General features: G+C 62.7%; 16 protein-coding genes. 15 read left to right on the top strand and 1 reads right to left on the bottom strand.

Annotation, left to right across the window (positions count from 1 at the left end):
- Positions 1 to 10: 10 nt before the first annotated feature.
- Positions 11 to 1,270, bottom strand: coding sequence for a sarcosine oxidase subunit beta (locus AC1DYW_RS31105; protein WP_477228725.1), 1,260 nt, complete (start codon positions 1,268 to 1,270; stop codon positions 11 to 13).
- A gap of 207 nt (positions 1,271 to 1,477) precedes the next feature.
- Between AC1DYW_RS31105 and AC1DYW_RS31100 the strand changes: the two genes are divergently transcribed.
- The 15 genes from AC1DYW_RS31100 (at position 1,478) to AC1DYW_RS31030 (ending at position 19,391) form a co-directional block, all read left to right on the top strand.
- On the top strand, positions 1,478 to 3,967 hold the full coding sequence (locus tag AC1DYW_RS31100; RefSeq protein WP_477228724.1) for a mechanosensitive ion channel family protein: 2,490 nt from the start codon (positions 1,478 to 1,480) through the stop codon (positions 3,965 to 3,967).
- Between the two features lie 174 nt (positions 3,968 to 4,141).
- Positions 4,142 to 4,405, top strand: coding sequence for a hypothetical protein (locus tag AC1DYW_RS31095; RefSeq protein ID WP_167392187.1), 264 nt, complete (start codon positions 4,142 to 4,144; stop codon positions 4,403 to 4,405).
- Between the two features lie 227 nt (positions 4,406 to 4,632).
- Positions 4,633 to 6,066 carry a UbiA family prenyltransferase gene (locus AC1DYW_RS31090; RefSeq protein WP_477228723.1) on the top strand — a complete coding sequence of 478 codons (1,434 nt, stop codon included), beginning with the start codon at positions 4,633 to 4,635 and terminating at the stop codon, positions 6,064 to 6,066.
- Positions 6,067 to 6,069: 3 nt separating this feature from the next.
- Positions 6,070 to 7,419 carry an FAD-binding oxidoreductase gene (locus AC1DYW_RS31085; RefSeq protein WP_477228722.1) on the top strand — a complete coding sequence of 450 codons (1,350 nt, stop codon included), beginning with the start codon at positions 6,070 to 6,072 and terminating at the stop codon, positions 7,417 to 7,419.
- A 124-nt stretch (positions 7,420 to 7,543) separates the two neighbouring features.
- A complete protein-coding gene (locus AC1DYW_RS31080) occupies positions 7,544 to 7,975 on the top strand; it encodes an EamA family transporter (protein ID WP_095087322.1) in 432 nt (143 codons plus the stop codon).
- On the top strand, positions 7,972 to 8,979 hold the full coding sequence (locus tag AC1DYW_RS31075; protein WP_477228721.1) for an NAD-dependent epimerase/dehydratase family protein: 1,008 nt from the start codon (positions 7,972 to 7,974) through the stop codon (positions 8,977 to 8,979). Before AC1DYW_RS31080 ends, AC1DYW_RS31075 begins: the two co-directional genes overlap by 4 nt.
- A 104-nt stretch (positions 8,980 to 9,083) precedes the next feature.
- The gene (locus AC1DYW_RS31070) at positions 9,084 to 10,514 is read left to right on the top strand and encodes an aspartate aminotransferase family protein (protein WP_457150428.1); all 1,431 of its coding nucleotides are present in this window, start codon (positions 9,084 to 9,086) and stop codon (positions 10,512 to 10,514) included.
- 23 nt (positions 10,515 to 10,537) lie between these two features.
- The gene (locus tag AC1DYW_RS31065) at positions 10,538 to 11,770 is read left to right on the top strand and encodes a hypothetical protein (RefSeq protein ID WP_477228720.1); all 1,233 of its coding nucleotides are present in this window, start codon (positions 10,538 to 10,540) and stop codon (positions 11,768 to 11,770) included.
- Positions 11,767 to 12,525, top strand: coding sequence for an FkbM family methyltransferase (locus AC1DYW_RS31060; RefSeq protein WP_457150414.1), 759 nt, complete (start codon positions 11,767 to 11,769; stop codon positions 12,523 to 12,525). Before AC1DYW_RS31065 ends, AC1DYW_RS31060 begins: the two co-directional genes overlap by 4 nt.
- A 161-nt stretch (positions 12,526 to 12,686) precedes the next feature.
- A complete protein-coding gene (locus AC1DYW_RS31055) occupies positions 12,687 to 15,248 on the top strand; it encodes a GcvT family protein (RefSeq protein ID WP_477228719.1) in 2,562 nt (853 codons plus the stop codon).
- 94 nt (positions 15,249 to 15,342) lie between these two features.
- A complete protein-coding gene (locus AC1DYW_RS31050; protein WP_477228718.1) occupies positions 15,343 to 16,191 on the top strand; it encodes a DUF1194 domain-containing protein in 849 nt (282 codons plus the stop codon).
- Positions 16,192 to 16,280: 89 nt separating this feature from the next.
- A complete protein-coding gene (locus tag AC1DYW_RS31045; protein WP_095087330.1) occupies positions 16,281 to 16,625 on the top strand; it encodes a peptidase inhibitor family I36 protein in 345 nt (114 codons plus the stop codon).
- A 163-nt stretch (positions 16,626 to 16,788) separates the two neighbouring features.
- Entirely contained in the window at positions 16,789 to 17,739 is a 951-nt protein-coding gene (locus AC1DYW_RS31040; protein ID WP_477228717.1) for an ABC transporter substrate-binding protein, read from the top strand.
- Between the two features lie 90 nt (positions 17,740 to 17,829).
- The gene (locus AC1DYW_RS31035) at positions 17,830 to 18,603 is read left to right on the top strand and encodes an ABC transporter permease (RefSeq protein ID WP_095087985.1); all 774 of its coding nucleotides are present in this window, start codon (positions 17,830 to 17,832) and stop codon (positions 18,601 to 18,603) included.
- The gene (locus AC1DYW_RS31030) at positions 18,600 to 19,391 is read left to right on the top strand and encodes an ABC transporter ATP-binding protein (protein ID WP_477228716.1); all 792 of its coding nucleotides are present in this window, start codon (positions 18,600 to 18,602) and stop codon (positions 19,389 to 19,391) included. The genes AC1DYW_RS31035 and AC1DYW_RS31030 overlap by 4 nt, the downstream gene beginning before the upstream one ends.
- The last annotated feature ends 15 nt before the right edge of the window (positions 19,392 to 19,406 follow it).

Below are 19,406 nucleotides of genomic sequence, written 5' to 3'. Positions count from 1 at the left end.
GGGACTTTACCTAATGCAGCCGCGGGTTTGCACCCTGGCCCTTGTCGTCGATCACCAGGCCGCGGTGGAAGCGGTCGAGCGTGAAGGGGGCGTTGAACTCGTGCGGCTGATCCTTGGCGATGGTCCAGGCAAAGCACCAACCCGAGGCCGGCGTCGCCTTGAAGCCGCCATAGCACCAGCCGCAGTTGAGATACATGCCGGGCAGGGGGCCGGTGGTGATGATCGGCGAGCCGTCCATCGACATGTCGCAGACGCCGCCCCAGGAGCGCAGCATGCGCACGCGGGCAAGGCCCGGAAACAGCGCCAGCATCTCGCTCATCACTTCGTCGACGATGGGCAGGTTGCCGCGCTGGGCGTAGCTGTTGTAGCCGTCGATGTCGCCGCCATAGATGAGGCCGCCCTTGTCCGACTGCGACATGTAGAAATGCCCCATGCCGAAGGTGACGACGGTGTCGATGAAAGGCTTTAGCGATTCGGTGACGAAGGCCTGCAGCACATGGCTCTCGATCGGCATCGTCTCGACGCCGGCCAACTGCATGACGCGCCCGGTGCTGCCGGCGACCGTCACGGCCACTTTTTTGGCGCGGATGTCGCCGCGCGACGTCGTGACGCCGGTGACGCGGTCGCCGTCGCGCAGGAAGCCGGTGACCTCGCAATTCTCGATGATGTCGACGCCGCGCCGGTCGGCGCCGCGCGCATAGCCCCAGGCGACCGCATCGTGGCGGGCGGTGCCGGCGCGCCGCTGCATCAGGCCGCCGACCACCGGGAATCGTGCGCTGTCGGAGATATCGAGCGCCGGGATCAGGCGTTTGATCTGCGCCGGCGTCATCAATTCAGCATCGACGCCGAGATGACGCATGGCGTTGCCGCGCCGTGCATAATCGTCGAACTGGGCCGGCGTGTGCGCCAGGTTCAGGCAGCCGCGCTGGGAGAACATGACGTTGTAATTCAACTCGTGCGACAGGTTCTCCCACATCTTCATCGAATGCTCGTAGAAGCGGGTGTTGGCGGGCAGCAGATAGTTCGAGCGCACGGCCGTCGTGTTGCGGCCGACATTGCCGGAGCCGAGCCAACCCTTTTCCAGCACCGCGACATTGGTGATACCGTGCTCCTTGGCGAGATAGTAGGCGGTTGCCAGCCCGTGACCGCCGCCACCGATGATGATGACATCATAGGACGCCTTCGGATCCGGCTTGCGCCAGGCCGGTTTCCAGTCCTTGTTTCCCTTGAGCGCGTTCGCGAGCAGCGAAAAGGCCGAGTACTCTGCCATCATTGTCATCCGGTTCGGGCGATGCGGCAGACTATAGAGCAGGCCGCATCCGCAAAGCCAATATTGCGCCATCGCCTTTCGACTGGCCGACGCCCGCGATCGGATCAGTGGAGCGATCGGATGCGACGGCTTGCCCCATGATATGGCCGTCTTTATCAATGACAGGCTTTTTAGATGCCTTTGCCGCTCGTGAGTCGCCAACAAATCATGCTTTTCCGGTTGCTTCGCCTCATTTTGATCCTCGCGCTTGTCGTCTCGGCGCCGCCTTCGTTTGACGCGATGGCGCAAGCGCTCGGTCAGGGCGCTGCCGGATTGATCACCGATCAGCAGAAAGTCATCCAGGGCCTGACGGCCAAGACTGACGACCTCGAGAAGAAAATACAGCAGGACGGTGAGGACGATGCCGCACTCGTCGATATCCGTCTGCAACTGGAGGACCTGTCGCGGGCGGCACTTACCAGTGCGCTGGCGTTTCGTTCGCGCCTCACCGACATCAACAATCGGATCGAGGTGCTGGGCCCGCCACCCGCGGCGGGGCAGCCACAGGAGCCCGACATAGTTACAGGCGAACGCCAGGCGTTGGCGTCGGAAAAGGCCGAGATCAACGCAGTTGTCGCCAGCGCGCAGAACCTGTCGATCCGCATCAGCGGGCTGGTCGACAACATCGGCAACATGCGCAGCGCGCTGTTCCGCAACCTTTTGACCAAGCGCTACGTGCTGTCCGATGCCCTGAGCCCTGAGGTCTTCTCCGACGCCCATGACGAATACGCCAACCTGTACAAGGCGGTGTCGTCCTGGCTGATCTTCGCTTTCAAGTTCAAGTTTAAGGCCATCCTGGCAGCGACCTTCGTGGCGCTCGGACTGGCGCTGGTGCTGCTGGTCGGGGGCAGGCGGCTGTTCGGGCGGGTCTTCGAAGCCGACCCGACGGTCGAGCAACCGTCCTATCTCAGCCGTCTATCGGTGGCGTTCTGGTCGACTTTGCTGCCGTCACTGGCGGTCAGCGTATTCCTGGCCTCCACGGTGTTCTTATTCAACTATTACAATGTGTTGCGTGGCGACATCGGGGTCTTCCTGAACGCGCTGGCGGCTGTCATCGCTGTGGTGTTCGGCGTCAACCGGCTGACCAATGCGGCGCTCGAGCCGCGGCTGCCGAACTGGCGGCTCATTCCCGTCGAAACCGGCCCGGCGCGCTGGTTGGTGCGGCTGACGACCGCCATGGCAGTGGTCATCGGCGTCAACTATTTCCTGTCGATCGTCAACGACAAGATGGGCTCGCCGCTGTCGCTGACCATTGCCCGCAGTTTCGGCGCCACGATCATCTTTGGCGTGATCCTGATCCTGATGGCGATGCTGCGGCCGTTCAGGGCGCGTGACGGAAGCTGGCGGCCGTGGCCGGCATGGCTGCGCTACATGGCGCTCGCACTCGGTTTGTTCACCATCGCTGCGGCCTTGCTCGGCTATATTGGCCTTGCCATCTTTGTCTCGGTGCAAGTGTTGGTCACCGGCACCATCCTCATCACTTCCTATATCGGCTTCCTGTCGGCGCGGGCGATCGGCGAGGAGGGCGCTTTCGCCGACACGTCCGTTGGGCGCTGGCTGTCGGCCAATTCGAGTTACGATGACGCCGCCCTCGATCAACTCGGCCTCGCCGTCAGCGTCGCCATCAACTTGATGATCGTGCTGGTCTTCCTGCCGCTGATCCTGTTGATGTGGGGTTTCCAGCCCGGCGACATCGAGGCCTGGGCCTACAGGCTGGCAACCGGGATCACCGTCGGTTCGGTGACGATTTCGGTCACCGGCATCCTTTCCGGCATCGTTGTCTTCATCATCGGCTATTTCCTGACGCGCTGGTTCCAGGGCTGGCTCGACGGTTCGGTGATGGCGCGCGGCAAGGTCGATACCGGAGTGCGCAACTCGATCCGGCTGGCGGTCGGCTACTCCGGTGTTGCGCTGGCGGCACTGGTCGGCATTTCGGCTGCGGGCATCGACCTGTCCAATCTAGCGCTGGTCGCCGGTGCCCTCTCTCTCGGCATCGGCTTTGGCCTGCAGAATGTGGTATCCAATTTCGTCTCCGGCCTGATTCTTTTGGCCGAGCGGCCATTCAAGGTCGGCGACTGGATCGTCGCCGGCGATGTCAGCGGCACCGTCAAGAAGATCAGCGTGCGCGCCACCGAGATCGAGACGTTCCAGCGGCAGTCGGTGATCCTGCCCAATTCGAACCTGATCAACAACGCCGTCGGCAACTGGACGCATCGCAACAAGCTTGGCCGGGTCGACATCAAGGTCGGCGTCGCCTATGGCAGCGACGTCAAAAAGGTTCACGCCATCCTGACGGAGATCGCACGCGGCCACCCGATGGTGCTGAAGAATCCGGAACCTTTCGTGCTGTTTTCCAATTTCGGCGCGGCAGCACTGGAATTCGAGATCCGCGTGTTCCTGGCCGATGTGATGAACGGCAATATCGCGCAGAACGACATCCGTTTTGCCGTGCTCGAGAAATTCAGCGGCGAGCATATCGAGATTCCCTCGACGCCACGCGCCGTCGTCGAGGTCCGCAAACCAGAGGCCTGGCCGACCGACGACGACAAGATCGAGGCCGACTTCGTCGAACAGGAGCAGGCCAAGGTGGAAGCCGCGGCCGAAGCAAAAAAGCTCGCCAAGACGGGACGCAAGGCGCGCAAGCCCGATCCGGACTAGGGGTAATCAGTCAACTGGCCTTTGAACGGGTGCGCTCGCAACCGAGCAAAGCCAATTGCGGCATGAATGCGGCATTCAGTTGCGGTTCAGCTTCCATCTCATATAAGCTCCCATGCAAAGGCGAAAATGCCTTGCGAAATGCAACAGAGGCGGTGGGAACACCGATATTGCAACATGTGGAAGTCTCTCGTCGCTGCCGTCGCTTTGGCCGCCGCCATCGGCTCGACCCATGCCGCCAGCGCGGTCAACAAGGACGCCGAGACCCGCACGCTGATCGTGACGGAGGGCGGCAGCAAATCAGACCTTGCGCTGGCCGCTGGCGAAACCGTTGAATTCTGCCCGAACGGTTGCTTCGTCACCTTGCCCAATGGCGATCTCGAAGCCCTGACCGGCTCGGAAACGGTCGAGATCTCGGGCGGCGTTGCCCGCATCAAGTAATCCCGACGGCATGACAGGAAAGGCCGGGCATTTGCCCGGCCTTTTATTGTTTTCGGTAGCGTTTGCTTAACAATGACGCCGGAAATACCGCCGCGACAACCGCCTGCATCCGGGCGTTTTAACGTTCGCTATGCCGTTCCCGGCTATACCAGCTTCAAGACGCCGAAACGCGGCGCGCAACGAGGCTCCGGCTTTCCGGATCATACGCTGGCAGGGCAGGACGGGTTATGGATGCGAGGTCGGACAGGAACGCAATACCGTTTGCGGTCGATCTCGACGGCACGCTGATTGCTACCGACCTGTTGTGGGAAGGACTGTTCATCCTTCTCAAGAAGAACCCGCTCTATATATTCCTCGTGCCTTTCTGGGCCGCCCGCGGGCCGGCCCGGTTGAAGCAGGCGATTGCCCAGCGCATCGACATCGATCCGGCATCGCTGCCTTATCGCGAGGCGTTGCTCTGCCGCCTCCGGACCGAGCACGCGGAAGGCCGCAAGATCGTGCTGGCGACCGGCACGCCGCGCAAATTCGCAGACGCCATCGCTGCCCATCTCGGCATTTTCGACCGGGTGCTGGCTACCGACGGTTTCGACAATCTCACCTCCGGCAAGAAGCGCGCCTCACTGATCGCAGCCTATGGCGACGGTGGCTTCGATTATGCCGGCAACAGCCGCCACGACCTCCAGGTCTTCGACGCCGCGCGCACGGCAATCGTGGTGGCGCCCGACCGTCATGCCGCGCGCTGGCAGGCAGCACATGGCGCCGAGACGATGCCGACGCCCAAGCCGACACTGCGGACCGTCGTCAAGATGTTGCGCGTGCATCAGTGGCTCAAGAACTCGCTGATCGCCGTGCCAATGGTGCTGTCGCATGAATATTTCAACACCTCCATGATCTGGCAATGCCTGCTGGCATTCGTCTCGTTCAGCGCGGTGGCGTCGGCGATCTACATCCTCAACGATTTCTTCGACCTTGCGCTCGACCGCAAGCACGCCACCAAGCGCAACCGGCCGTTCGCCAGCGGCGCGCTGTCGATCCCGTTCGGCCTTGGCGCGATCGCGGTGCTGCTGGCGATCGGCATCGCCACCGGATTGCTGTTGTCGCCCGAATTCCTGGCCGTGCTTGGCGGCTACATGGTGGTCACGACGGCCTATTCGCTGTCGTTCAAGCGCATGCTGCTTGTCGACGTGCTGACGCTTGCCGGCCTCTACACGATCCGTGTCCTGGCGGGTGCGGCCGCGACCGGTGTCGACGTCTCGTTCTGGCTGCTCGCCTTCTCGATCTTCTTCTTCCTGTCGCTGGCGCTGGTGAAGCGCTTCGTCGAACTGCGCACCACCGCCATCCCGCCCGGCGAGCGCATTGCCGGCCGTGGTTATCGCACCGAAGACCAGGAGATCGTCGCCCAGGCCGGAATGGCTTCGGCCTTCTCCTCGGCGCTGGTGCTGGCGCTCTACATGGACAGCGTCGCCGTGCGCGAGCTTTATCCGCATCCGTGGCTGATCTGGCCGCTGGCGCCAATCGTGCTTTATCTCACCATGCGCGTCTGGATCCTGGCGCGCCGCGACGAGATGCATGACGACCCGGTCGTCTTCATCATCCGCGACTGGCGCAGCCAGATCGTGGTGCTGATCGGCGCGGTAATGCTGGTCATCGGAGGCTGGTAAAGGATGGCCGACCGCTTCCAGAGCTTTGGCCTTGCCACGCCGCCGGCACCACGCGCGATCGGTGCCGACGATGGCATTGCGCTGCTGAAGGGCGGCCAGGCCAAGCCGGCGTCGCTGCTCGCCTATGGCAACGGCCGCTCCTACGGCGATTCCTGCCAGAACGAGGCCGGCGCGGTCGTCGACATGCGGTCTTTGAACACCATCCGCGCCTTCAATGCCGAGACAGGCCTTCTTGAAGCCGATGCCGGCGTGCTGTTATCCGACATCATCGCACACGCTGCCCCTTACGGCTTCTTCCCGGCGGTTGTTCCAGGCACGCAATTCGTCACGCTTGGCGGCGCCATCGCCAATGACGTGCATGGCAAGAACCATCATCGGCGCGGCACTTTCGGCTGCCATGTCGAGGCCTTGACGCTGCTCAGGTCCGACGGAAAGACCCGTCGCTGTTCGGCGACCGACAATGCGCGGCTGTTTCGGGCGACGATCGGCGGAATGGGGCTGACCGGCCTCATCCTGTCGGCCTCGATCCGGCTGATGCGAGTGCCTTCGCTCGACATCGTCGAGACGGCGACGCCGTTTCGCGATCTCGGCGAATTTTTCGGTTTGGCCGAGGCGGCCGACCAGGCCAATGAGTACGCGGTCGCCTGGATCGACCAACTGGCCGGTGGCCGCAACAGTGGTCGCGGCCTGCTGTTTACCGGCAACCACGCCGAGCACGGCTCGCATGCCGCCGCGCGCGCCGGCGGCACGCTATCGGTGCCGGTCCAGCTGCCTTTCAATGTCCTTAACCGGCTGTTCCTGACCGCCTTCAATGGCGCATACAGGTGGAAGAAGGGCCGGTCCGCGGCGCCGCGCCAGGTCGGATACCAAGGCTTCTTCTTTCCGCTTGATGGCGTGCGCGACTGGAACCGGCTTTACGGACCGAAGGGACTTTTCCAGCACCAGAGCGTGGTCCCTGAAGAGACGGCGCACGAGGTGGTGCCGGCGCTGCTGGCGGCGGCAAGGCGGGCCGGGCAGGGCTCGTTCCTCACGGTGCTGAAGCGGTTCGGCTCAATCCGCTCGCCGGCGCTGCTGTCGTTCCCGCGTCCCGGCTATACGCTGACGCTGGACTTCCCCAACAGGGGGGCGGCAACGCTCGCGCTGCTGCGGGAACTCGACCGCATCACCGTCGAGGCCGGCGGCGCGGTCAACCCCTATAAGGATGCCCGCATGGGCGCCGACATCTTCGCTTCGTCCTTTCCCGAATGGCAGCGGCTGGAGGCGTTGCGCGATCCCGCCTTCATGTCGTCATTCTGGGCTCGGACGGCAAGGAAACTCGATGCGCGACGCGGCACGGTCGAGGCGGCGGAATAGATAAAACTTGAGTAATTCTTGATTATCGAATCGTTAAATTGACGGTTCACTCAAAACATTCTTGTGGCTTCACGAAATGTTTGCGGGTTTGTAATAGGAAGCGTGAAGGGGTGGTTGGGAACACATGAAATACATCGTCTTCATTCTCTTTACGGTCATGACCAATGCCGCTGCGCAGCTGATGCTGAAGCAAGGCATGATGTCGCTCGGGCCGATCTCGTTCGAGGGCGTCAATCCCCTGGTCAAGCTGTTGCAGATCGTCTTCAGCCCCTGGGTGTTCCTGGGCCTGTGCACCTTCGTCATCTCGATGGCCTCGCACCTCTATGTGCTGTCCAAGGTCGAGCTTTCCTTCGCCTATCCGTTCCTCAGCCTCGCCTATGTTGCCGTCGCCATCTTCGCGTATTTCGTCTTCCGCGAGGACCTCAATGGCTGGCGCATCGCCGGCATCGCCTGCATCTGCGTCGGCACGGTGCTGATCGCGCAAAGCGGGCGCGGGCATGAGGCGCAAACGGCTTCGCTTTCTTCCGACAAGATTCACAGCGAGACTATCCAATGAGACATGTGATTTTCGGTGGCGACGGTTTCGTCGGTCGCCATCTTGCCCCGAAGCTTGTCGCCGATGGTGAAGAGGTTGTCGTCGCCGACATCGTCAGGAGCGACCTGCCGCATTACCGCAATGTCCGCTTTATCAAGTGCGATGTCACCGATCCGGCCTCGGTCGCCGCGGTTGGGCTGAAGGCCGACGACATGGTCTACAATTTGTCGGCCAAGATGCTGTCGCCGATCCAGGTTCGCGCCAAGCGGCATGATTTCTTCTTCCCGGTCAATTTCCATGGCACCGAGCACATCATGCAGGCGATGGACAAGGCCGGCGCACCCAGGCTCGTCCACTACACGACCGACATGATTTACGGCCACACGGTCACCCAGCCGATGACCGAGGAGCATCCGGTCGCGCCGCTTGGCGAATATGGCTGGTCGAAACAAAAGACCGAAGAACTGGCTGCCGAATGGCGCAAGCGTGGCATGTCGATCTCGCTGTTCCGCCCGCGCCTGATCATCGGCCCCGGCCGGCTCGGCATTCTGGAAAAACTGTTCAAGCTGATCGACTGGAGTTTTCCAGTGCCGATGATCGGTTCGGGCAGAAACCCCTATCAGTTCATCTCGGTGTTCGACTGCGCCGAGGCGGCGCGCGCCGCCTGGAAGGCCGGGGTGCCTGATGAGGCCTATAATCTGGGCTCGCTCAACCCGCCGCCGGTCAAGAAACTGCTCGGCGACCTGATCAGGCATGCGGGTTCTAAATCGATCCTGATCCCGACACCGGGTTGGGCGGTCAAGCGCACGCTCGACCTGCTCGACCTGATGAACATGCCGATCATGGATCCGGAGCAATATCTGATCGCCGACGAAGAGTGCGTGCTCGACGTCTCCAAGGCCGGGCGCCAGCTCGGCTGGGTGCCGCAATATCGCGACGAGGACATGTTGATCGCCGCCTACAGCGAGTACCGCGCCAAGAAGGCCGGTCACGCCGTCGCCACCAAACACGTGCCTGCCGAATAGCGGCTCGCAAAACAGCTTTCATTGCGCACGATCCCGGTCATGCGCGCAGACAGGAGATTGAAATGACCGTCATGGCCAAGCCCGAACAGACGAGCGCGCGCACCATGGTCAGCGCGCCGGCGCTGTCGCCCGCCACCATCGCCAAGCCCGACCTTATCAGCGTCGAGCAGGCCAAGGCGATGGACGTCGCTGTGATGACCGACCTGTTCAAGGCGCACCTCAATCCCGGCCAGCTGCATTTCATGAAGCTGCTCGGCTTCCACAAGATCAAGATCGAGCGTGCCGAGGGCATGTTCTACATCGACCAGAACGGCCGCAAGATCCTCGATTTCTTCGGCGGCTTCGGTTCGCTGGCCTTCGGCCACAACCATCCGCGCATTCTGGAAGCACGGAAAAAATTCCAGGAGGAGAAGCGCCAGGAGATCGCCATCGCCTTCATGTCGCAATATGCGGCGGCCCTGGCGCACAACATCGCCAAATGCTCACCCGGCGATCTCGACATGGTGTTCCTCGGCTCGTCAGGCTCAGAGGCGATGGAAGCGGCGGTCAAGGTAGCCGAGCGCGCCGCCGGCCCGAAGCGACCGAAAATCGTCTATGCCGAGAATTCCTTCCACGGCAAGACCAAGGGCGTTCTGGGCATCACCGACGGCCAGCTTTATCGCGCCGACTTCAAGATGGCGGAGAATACGGTCCGCATCCCCTTTGCCGACATTGAAGCGGTCGAGCGCCTGTTCCGCTCCGACCCGGAGGTCGGCGTCATCGTGCTCGAAACCATCCAAGGCGGCGGCGGCATCATCCAGGCTCCGGCCGAATACTGGCAGAAGCTGCGCGCGCTCTGCGACCAATATGGCGTTCTGTGGGTCGCCGACGAAGTGCAGTGCGGCTATGGCCGCTCGGGCCGCTTCTACGCCTTCGAGCATTACGGCGTCATTCCTGACGTGACGGCGCTGGCCAAGTCGCTTGGTGCCGGCAAGGCGGCGGTCGGTGCGATGATTGCCCGGCGCGAGGTCTACATGAAGGCCTATGGCACGCCGAAGACGGCGATGATCCATGCGATGGCGACCTTCGGCGGCATGGGCGAGGCCTGCGTCACCTCGATCGAGGGGCTCAACGTGCTCTATGACGAGGGGCTGATCGACAACGCTGCGCTCACCGGCGATTACCTGCTGCAGCGGCTACAGGCGCTCAAGGACAAATATCCCAAGATCATCAAGGACGTGCGCGGCAAGGGCTTCATGGTCGGCCTGGAGTTCCACGACTTCTCGCAGACCTTGCCGATGGTGCTGCGGCCGATCGTCAGCGTGCTCGACGACAAGCTGAAAGGCTCGCTGTCGGGCTTCATCGGCGCGCTCTTGCTGCGTGACTATGACGTGCTTGTCGCCTTCACCGAATACAATCGCAACGTCATCCGGCTCGAACCGCCGCTGATCTGCCAGCCCGAGCATGTCGACCGTTTCGTCGATGCCTTCGACAGCCTGCTGTCGCGCGGCATCGTGTCGATCGTCAAGGATTTCGTCAAAAGCCAAGTCCGTTAAAGCGAAGGTCGCTGAGCAAAATCATGCTGACCAAGTCTCCCGCTGAGAAAAACCCACTCGACAGGCTCACCGAGGCCGGCCTGACGTGGGGCGAGGGGACCTATGCGCGTTTGGTGGCACCTATCGGCGCGGCGGCTTTCGCGCTCTACATCCTGCTGACGGCGTTCACGGCATGGGTGATGCCGGACGCCAACTGGGACATGCTGCCCTATCTCGCTATCGCCGAGGAAGGCACCTATCCCGATGCGCAGGCGCTGCACGACTATGCCTACAGCACCGTCAAGGCCGGCGTGTCGGCGGGCGACTACAAGACGCTGACCGACGATGGCGGCCGCTTCCGCAGCCATATGGCGGAGAATGCCGCCGACTTCCATTCGCTGCTCGGCATGTATCGGATCAAGTTCCTCTATGCCGAGATCCTGCCGACGATGAGTTCGGCGATGTCGCCGGTGGAGGCTATGCGGCTGGTCTCGGTGTTGTCCGTGCTGTTGTTCGGCGCGATCGCGCTGCTCTGGCTGCGCTCGGAGCATGCACTGGCGCTGGCGCCTGTGGTCGGCGCGGTGCTGATCATGGCCGACTTCGGCGGCGCGGCGCGTGCCTCGACGCCTGACCTGTTGTGCTCGGCGCTGTTCCTCGGCGGGCTTTACGCCTATGTCCGCGGCCGCGAGGCGGCAACGGCGATCCTGCTCTTCCTTGCCTTCATGGCGCGGCCGGACAATATTGTTTTCCTTGCCATTTTCGCTGTGTTGCTGGTCGTTTTCCGGCAGAAGGCATGGGGCGCGCTAGCCGGCTTCGCGGTGTCCTTCGTCGCCTATTTCGCCATTTCGCACTGGGCCCATCACCCCGGCTGGTGGCCACATCTGTGGTTCTCCAGCATCGAGCAGCACTACAATATGGACGGGTTCGAGCCGCCGTTCTCGATCGCGGCTTATCTGCGGGCGTTCGCCACGTCGCTGCTGCGCGCCGTCAGCCTGAACAGCTGGGTCGGCGTGTCGGTGCTGGCTTTGGCCGGCTGGTATGCGGCAAGCCGCGCCGGCTTTCGCCTCGAGCGTCGCGCCGGCATCCTGTTTGCGGCGCTGGTGCTCGGCGTGCTGGCGAAATTTGCCGTGTTCCCGATCCACGACACTCGCATCTATTTCCCCAATCTGATCCCGCCGTTCCTGCTGCTGGCGACGCCGCTGATGGCGCTGTGGGCAACAGCGGCCCGTGGCCAGCATCGCGCGGCCCTGCACGTCCTTCCCGGAGACAAGTCATGAGTTCAGTATCCAACCTGGCGCGTGTTGCCCTGTCGCTTGGTCTTCCCGGTGGACTTCTCGATCGCGGGCCGTCGCTACGCGGCACGAAATTCCTGGCCAAGGCGGCGCTGAAAGCGCGCTTCGGCGGATCAGGGCGCCCGTTCCAGATGGTCAATGTCGGCGCCTGCGACGGCGCGTTGTTCGATGACGTCACGCCGTGGCTGCACCGCATAGCTGGTGCCCGCGCCATGCTGGTCGAGCCGATCCCGTACAATCAGAAGCGGCTGCGCGCCAACTATCCCGACACGAGCCGGTTCATCATCGAGCCGGTGGCTGTTACCAAGACGAAGGGCACGATCACCGTCCACACCTTCGATGCCGCCGCACTCGAGGCCGGCACGTTGCCGATCGAGTTCATCGGCTGCTCGTCGGTGACCGACACCAATCTGATGTCGGGCAAGAATGCCTGGGGCGAAGCCGACGCAAATTTCAACAAGTTCGCGCCGCATCTGAGAGATATCGAGGTGCCGTCGGAAACGCTGCAGACCCTGCTCGACCGCAACGGTATCAGCCATATCGATGCATTCCTCGTCGATTGCGAGGGCGCCGACTGGGTCGTCTTCGAACAACTCGACCTCAAGCGCTATCGCCCAGGCATGATCAAGGTCGAGGTCGGCGCGCTGCCGGCGGCCGAGATCGGCCAGGTCGTGGTCAAGCTGAAGACGTCAGGCTACCAGGTGGGCTTCCAGGCCGAGGACGTGTGGGCCTTCGCCTGAGCTGGCCTCTTTGCGGCCGAAAAGGAACCGGCCGATGCGTCCCACGTGGACCATTCGGTCGTCTGGTCGCTCGGCTTTTTGCCAATGTCGCAAACAGGCTTCATCAGCGCCACCGCTCCGCCCTATAGTCCGCCCGCTTTATCACTTTGGAGTCGCGGGCAATGGCAGAGTTTCCGAAAAAGGCGAAGGTCGTCATCGTTGGCCTGGGCGGCATTGTCGGTGCATCGATCGCCCATCACCTGATCGAACGCGGCTGGGACGATATTGTCGGCATCGACAAGTCCGGCATCCCGACCGACATCGGCTCGACCGCGCATGCCTCCGACTTCTGCTACACCACCAGCCATGATTTCCTGTCGTGCTGGACGACGCTGTACTCCATCGATTTCTACGAGAAGATGGGCCACTACGCGCGCATCGGCGGCCTCGAAGTGGCTCGCGTTGGCGACGACAGCCGCATGGACGAGATCAAGCGCAAGATCGCCTCGGCCAAGGCCTTTGGCACGCGCGCGCGCCTGATCGAACCGGCCGAGATCAAGGAAAAATTTCCGCTGATCGAAGAAGGCATGGTGCAGGGCGGCCTGTGGGATCCCGATGCCGGTCTTGTCATCCCGCGTTCGCAGACCGTCGCCGGCAAGCTGGTCGACCAGGCGGAAGCCTCCGGCAAGCTCAAATCCTTCGCCAACACTCCGGCAAAGTCGTTCATCGTCAAAGACGGCCGCATCACCGGCGTGGTGACCGATCGCGGCACCATCGAGGCCGATTATGTCGTGGTCTGCGCCGGCATCTGGGGCCGGCTGATCGCGGAGATGGTCGGCGAGGATCTGCCGGTCATGCCGATCGACCATCCGCTCACCTTCTTCGGCCCGTACAACGAGTTCGCCGGCACCGGCAAGGAGATCGGCTGGCCGCTGCTGCGTGACCAGGGCAACTCGGCCTATATGCGTGACACCGGCGATCCCAAGACCGCCGAAGGCGGGCAGATCGAATGGGGCTATTACGAAGAGACCAATCCGCGCCTTTGCCATCCGCGCGACCTCTTGGAGAAGGACCAGGCCCGGCTTTCGCCTTCGCAGCGCGATCTCGACATGGAGCAGATCCTGGGACCGCTCGAACGCGCCATGGAGTTGACGCCGATCCTGGGCGAACTCGGCTACAACGAGAGCCATTCCTTCAACGGTCTCTTGCAGGTGACGGCGGATGGCGGCCCGTCGATGGGCGAAAGCCAGAAGGTGAGGGGCCTGTGGTATGCCGTCGCCATCTGGGTCAAGGACGGGCCTGGCATGGGCAAGCTGATCGCCGACTGGATGACAGACGGCCGCACGGCGATCGACCATCACGCCATCGACTATGCGCGTTTCTATCCGCACCAGACGAAGGAGCAGTTCATCTGGGACCGCTGTACCGAGACGGCGATGAAGGTCTACAATCCGGCGGTGCATCCGCGCGAACCCTTCTCCAAGGCTCGCAACATCAGGCGCTCGCCGTTCTGGGAGCGCGAAAAGGAACTCGGCGGCTATTTCATGGAGCTCGGCGGCTGGGAGCGTGCCCATGGCTATGCCGCCAACGAGCATCTTCTGGAAAAATACGGCAACCGCGTGCCGGTGCGCGAGAACGAGTGGGACAACCGCCATTTCTGGCGCGTTTCCAACGCCGAACATCTCGCCATGAGCGAGGATTGCGGCATCGTCAACCTGTCGCACTTCTCGATGTATGACATCGAAGGGCCCGACCATGTAGCGTTGCTGGAATGGTTGTGCGCGGCCAAGATCGGCGGCGACAACAACATCGGCAAGGGCATCTACACCCACTTCCTCGACGAGGAAGGCATGGTGCGCGCCGACTTCACCGTCGTCCGCATGGCTGACCGCTGTCGTTTGATCGACGGGGCGGACGCCGGCCCGCGCGACTTCCAGTACATGCGCCGCACCGCGCAGGACAAAGGTTTCGACGTCACCATCACCGACGTGACCGAGAAATACGTCACCATCGGCATCTGGGGTCCGAATGCCCGGGCGACCTTGCAGAAGGTGGTTGAGAATCCGGACGGGCTCTCGCTTGAAAACTTCCCGTTCGCGGCGATCAAGCCGGTCCGGATCGGCGGCAAGGACGTCACCGCCTTCCGCATCTCCTATGTCGGCGAGCAGGGCTGGGAACTGCATATGCGCTACGAGGATGGTCTCGCCGTCTGGGACGCGCTGCGCTCGACCGGCGTGATGCCCTTTGGCGTCGAAACCTATGCCAACACGCGCCGCATGGAAAAGAGCCTGCGCCTGCAGAATGCCGACCTGCTGACCGAGTACAATCTGCTCGAAGCAGATCTAGCCCGTCCGAAGGTCAAGGAGAACGATTTCTGCGGCAAGGCCAGGCATGTCGAGTACCGCGCGCGCGAGCACCAGCCGGCCACGCTGTGCACGCTGGTGATGACCGAGAATGTCGATTCGAAAGGCGTTGCCCGCTATCCCGTCGGCACGATGCCGGTGATGGATCCGAAGACGGGCGAAACGCTGGTCGACGAACTCGGGCGCCGGTCGTTCACGACGTCGATGGCCTATGGTCCGACCATCGGCAAGAACATCGGCCTCGCCTATCTGCCGTGGGCGTTTGCCCAGGAAGGCCGCAAGCTCGCCATCGAGTATTTCGGTGAGACCTATCCGGTCGAAGTCGCGGCGGTCGGCTACAAGCCGCTCTATGACCCGGAAAACCTCAAGCCGCGCAGCTGAGCGCCGGCAAGCGCGAAACAGCGTGAACGCGAAGCCCGGCTCTTGGCCGGGCTTTTCACTTTTTAATCGGACGATTCTCGCTTACCCTTGCGGCATGTCTGCTTTTTCATGCGCGAGACATGTCTTGTCGGGCGGCGCCGCGATCGCAATGATGCTCTGGCTGACGCCGGTGTCCCTCGCGGATGAACCGGTCGATGTCGAGCTGGTGCTGGCCGTCGATGTTTCCCTGTCGATGTCGTCCGATGAACTTGAGATCCAGCGGCACGGCTACGCGGCGGCGCTGACCCACGACAACGTTCTGCAGGCGATTGCCGACGGCGCTCATGGCAAGATCGCCGTCACCTATGTCGAGTGGGCCGGCACCACCTGGCAGCGCGTCATCGTGCCGTGGACGGTGATCGCCAATCGCGCCGACGCGGAGCGTGTGGTTGCGCAATTGTCGGCCCAGCCGCCCGGCAGCGCGCGGCGCACCTCGATCTCCGGCGCGCTGGAGTTCGGCAGCGATCTTTTTGCTGAAAGCGGCTACCAGGGAGACAAGCGGGTCATCGACATTTCGGGTGACGGCCCCAACAACCAGGGCGCGCCGGTCAACCTCACCCGCGACGGGCTGGTCAAACAAGGCATCGTCATCAACGGACTGCCGCTGATGACCCGAGGCGGCTTTTCCGGCGCCTACGACGTCAACAATCTCGATCGCTACTACAGCGACTGTGTCATCGGCGGTCCTGGGGCCTTCATGATCCCGGTCAACGACTGGACGCAATTTCCCGAAGCCATACGCCGCAAGCTGGTGCTGGAACTTGCCGGCCCAGCCTCACCGCAATGGGCGGCGGAAGAAGCCGCGCATCCGCCTGTCGTATTGGCGCAGGACGCGCCCGTCAGCGATTGCCTGGTCGGCGAGAAAATGTGGCGCAACCGCAGCTGGATGTTCGACAGCCGCTAGGCTTGCCTCTCCAACGGAAGCAATGGCAAACTGGCGAGGCCGCGCGATCGGGCGGCGGGGGCCGCGGTCAGAACCGAGGAAAACACCAGATGAAACGTCTTGCCATCCTGACTGCTGTCGCATCCGTGCTGTTTGCTGACGGCGCCAGCGCCCAATACAATGATGAGCCCGCCTGCATCATGTTCGAGCACGCAAATTTTCGCGGGCGGTCTATCGGCATGGGGTCCGACGATTCCGTGAATTTTCGCGGCGGTCAGTTCTGGAACGACCGCGTGTCGTCGGTGATCGTCCGCCGTGGCTGCACGCTCGTTGCTTATGAGGACTCGCGGATGGGCGGCCGTTCGATCGAGATCAGGCGCAGGGTCCGTAATTTCGGCGGCAGCGAGTGGAACGACCGCATCTCGTCGGCGGAGTGTTATTGCAACGACTACTGAAGGCATGCCGGATTTCTGGCGGCTGATGCCGTTTCGGCGGCGGGCGGGCGATCCAGTGGGGCTATCGGCGCCGGCCCGCGTTGCACCTCACCATCCTGTTCATTGACAAGCCGATTGGCCTCTGTGACACAATTTCCGCAGAGAAAACAAAAGGGGAACTGACATGACCAGGATCGCCGTTCTTGCCGCAACATTGACACTTGCCGCCGGCTTGTCCGCACCGGCGATGGCTGCCACATCTGTCACCATCGGCATCAGCGGCTGGACCGGCTTCGCGCCGCTGACGCTTGCCAGGCAGGCAGGCCTGTTCGAGAAGCACGGCCTCGACGTGACCTTGAAGAAGGTGCCGCAAGCGAGCCGGCCGCTCGCCATCGCCAGCGGCGACCTGCAATGCGCCGCCACCACGGTCGAGACCTGGCTGGTCTGGAATGCCAGTGGCGTCACCACCAAGCAGATCTTCCAGCTCGACAAGTCCTATGGCGCCGACGGCATCGTCGCCCGCAACGACATCAAGACCGTCGCCGATCTCAAGGGCAAGAATGTCGCGTCCTCGGCACCCGGCACTTCGCCCTATTTCATGCTCGCCTGGGTGCTGAACAAGAACGGCATGTCGACCAAGGATGTGACCATCGTCAACCTGGAGCCGGACGCGGCGGCGCAGGCCTTCCTCGCCGGCCAGAACGACGCCGCGGTCACCTATGAGCCGTTCATCTCGGCGGTGCGCGGCAAATCCGACCAGGGCCATATCCTGGCGACGACACTCGACTACCCGATGGTGCTCGACACGGTCGGCTGCACGCCCGAATTCCTCAAGGCCAATCCGGATGCCGCCAAGGCACTTGCCGACAGCTATTTCGAAGCGCTCGACCTGATCAAGAGCGATCCGCAGAAATCCTACGAGATCATGGGCGCCGACGTGAAGCAGTCGGCCAAGGAGTTCGAGGATTCGGCGAAGTACCTGAAATGGGCCGACAAGGCCGAGAACAAGCAGTTCTTCACCAAGGAATTCCAGGACTTTTCCAAGACCGCCGGCGATCTTCTGCTGCAGATGGGGCTGATCAAGGAAGCGCCCGACGTCACCACGCTGGCCGACACCAGCGCGGTGTCGAACTGACAGTCCGGCCTTTAACCATTCTCGCGGCGGCGCTTGCGCCGCCGTTTTCTCCTGGACAAGTGACGATTTGAAGATGGGGACGATTTGAAGATGCGCCCCTTGCATCCAGTCTCGCCGGGCATCCGAACCGTGCTCGGCATTTCCTTCTTCGTGCTGTTCGTCGCCTTCTGGGCTTGGATCACGCTTGGCGGCCACGTCAATCGCATCTTCCTCGCCGATCCGCTGTCGATGCTGCGGGATGGCTGGCGGCTGCTGGTCGAGGATCGTTTCTGGCTCGACATATTGATCACCATCTGGCGGGTCTTCGGCGGCTTCCTGCTGGCCTCGGTCGTCGCGGTGCCGCTCGGTATTGCCATGGGCGCCTGGAAGCCGGTGGAGGCGTTTCTTGAGCCATTCGTCTCGTTTGCCCGTTACCTGCCGGCCTCGGCCTTCATTCCGCTGCTCATCCTGTGGGCCGGCATTGGCGAACTGGAAAAACTGCTCGTCATCTTCGTCGGCTCGGTGTTCCAGATCATCCTGATCATCGCGGTCAAGGTCGGCAGCACGCGGCGCGACCTGGTCGAGGCTGCCTATACGCTGGGCTCCACCAACAACGGCATCGTCAGCCGTGTAATCATGCCGGCCAATGCGCCGGAGATCGCCGAGACGTTGCGGCTGGTGCTCGGCTGGGCCTGGACCTATGTCATCGTCGCCGAGCTGATCGGCTCGTCCTCCGGCATCGGCTACATGATCATCAACAGCCAGTCGCGGCTGGCGACGGGGCAGATCATCTTCGGCATCATCGTCATCGGGCTGATCGGACTGTTGTCCGATTTCGCTTTCAAGGCCTTCAACCGCTGGCTCTTTCCGTGGAGCCTGGCGTGAGCAAGCTTCTCATCGAGGGCGTTTCGCGAACGTTCGCCGGCGTGCGCGGCGGCGAGCCGGTCAAGGCGCTGATGCCGGTCGACCTGGCGGTCGCGGCCAACGACTTCATCACCATCCTCGGTCCATCGGGCTGCGGAAAGTCGACGCTGCTCAGAATTGTCGCCGGCCTGGAAGCCCCAAGTGAAGGCCGGGTGCTGCTCGACGGTAAGGCGGTGACCCGTCCGGGGCCGGATCGCGGCATGGTCTTCCAGTCCTACACGCTGTTTCCCTGGCTGACGGTGGCCGAGAACATCGCCTTCGGCCTGCGCGAACGCGGCATGGCCGAAAAGGAGCGTGACGGGATCGTTGCTTCCTATGTCGATCTCGTCGGTCTGAAAGGGTTTGAGAACCACTGGCCGAAGCAGCTTTCCGGCGGCATGCAGCAGCGCACGGCGATCGCCCGCGCTTTGGCCAACGATCCCGAGATCCTGTTGCTCGACGAGCCGTTCGGCGCGCTCGACAACCAGACGCGCGGGTTGATGCAGGAGTTGCTGCTCGGCATCTGGGAGCGCCGCAAGAAAACGGTGCTGTTCGTCACCCACGACATCGAGGAGGCGATCTTCATGGCGTCGCGCGTGATCGTGATGACGGCGCGGCCCGGCCGCATCAAGTCGGATGTCGCCATCGACCTGCCGCATCCGCGCCACTACACGCTGAAGACCAGCCCGGAATTCTCTGCGCTGAAGGCACGGCTGACCGAGGATATCCGCGTCGAGGCGATGCGCACGGCGCAGACGCAGAGCGCCTAGGCAGCCTTGATATGC

It is taken from the genome of Mesorhizobium sp. P2_D5 (assembly GCF_056404355.1).
This window is presented reverse-complemented; position numbering and strand designations above follow the sequence as displayed.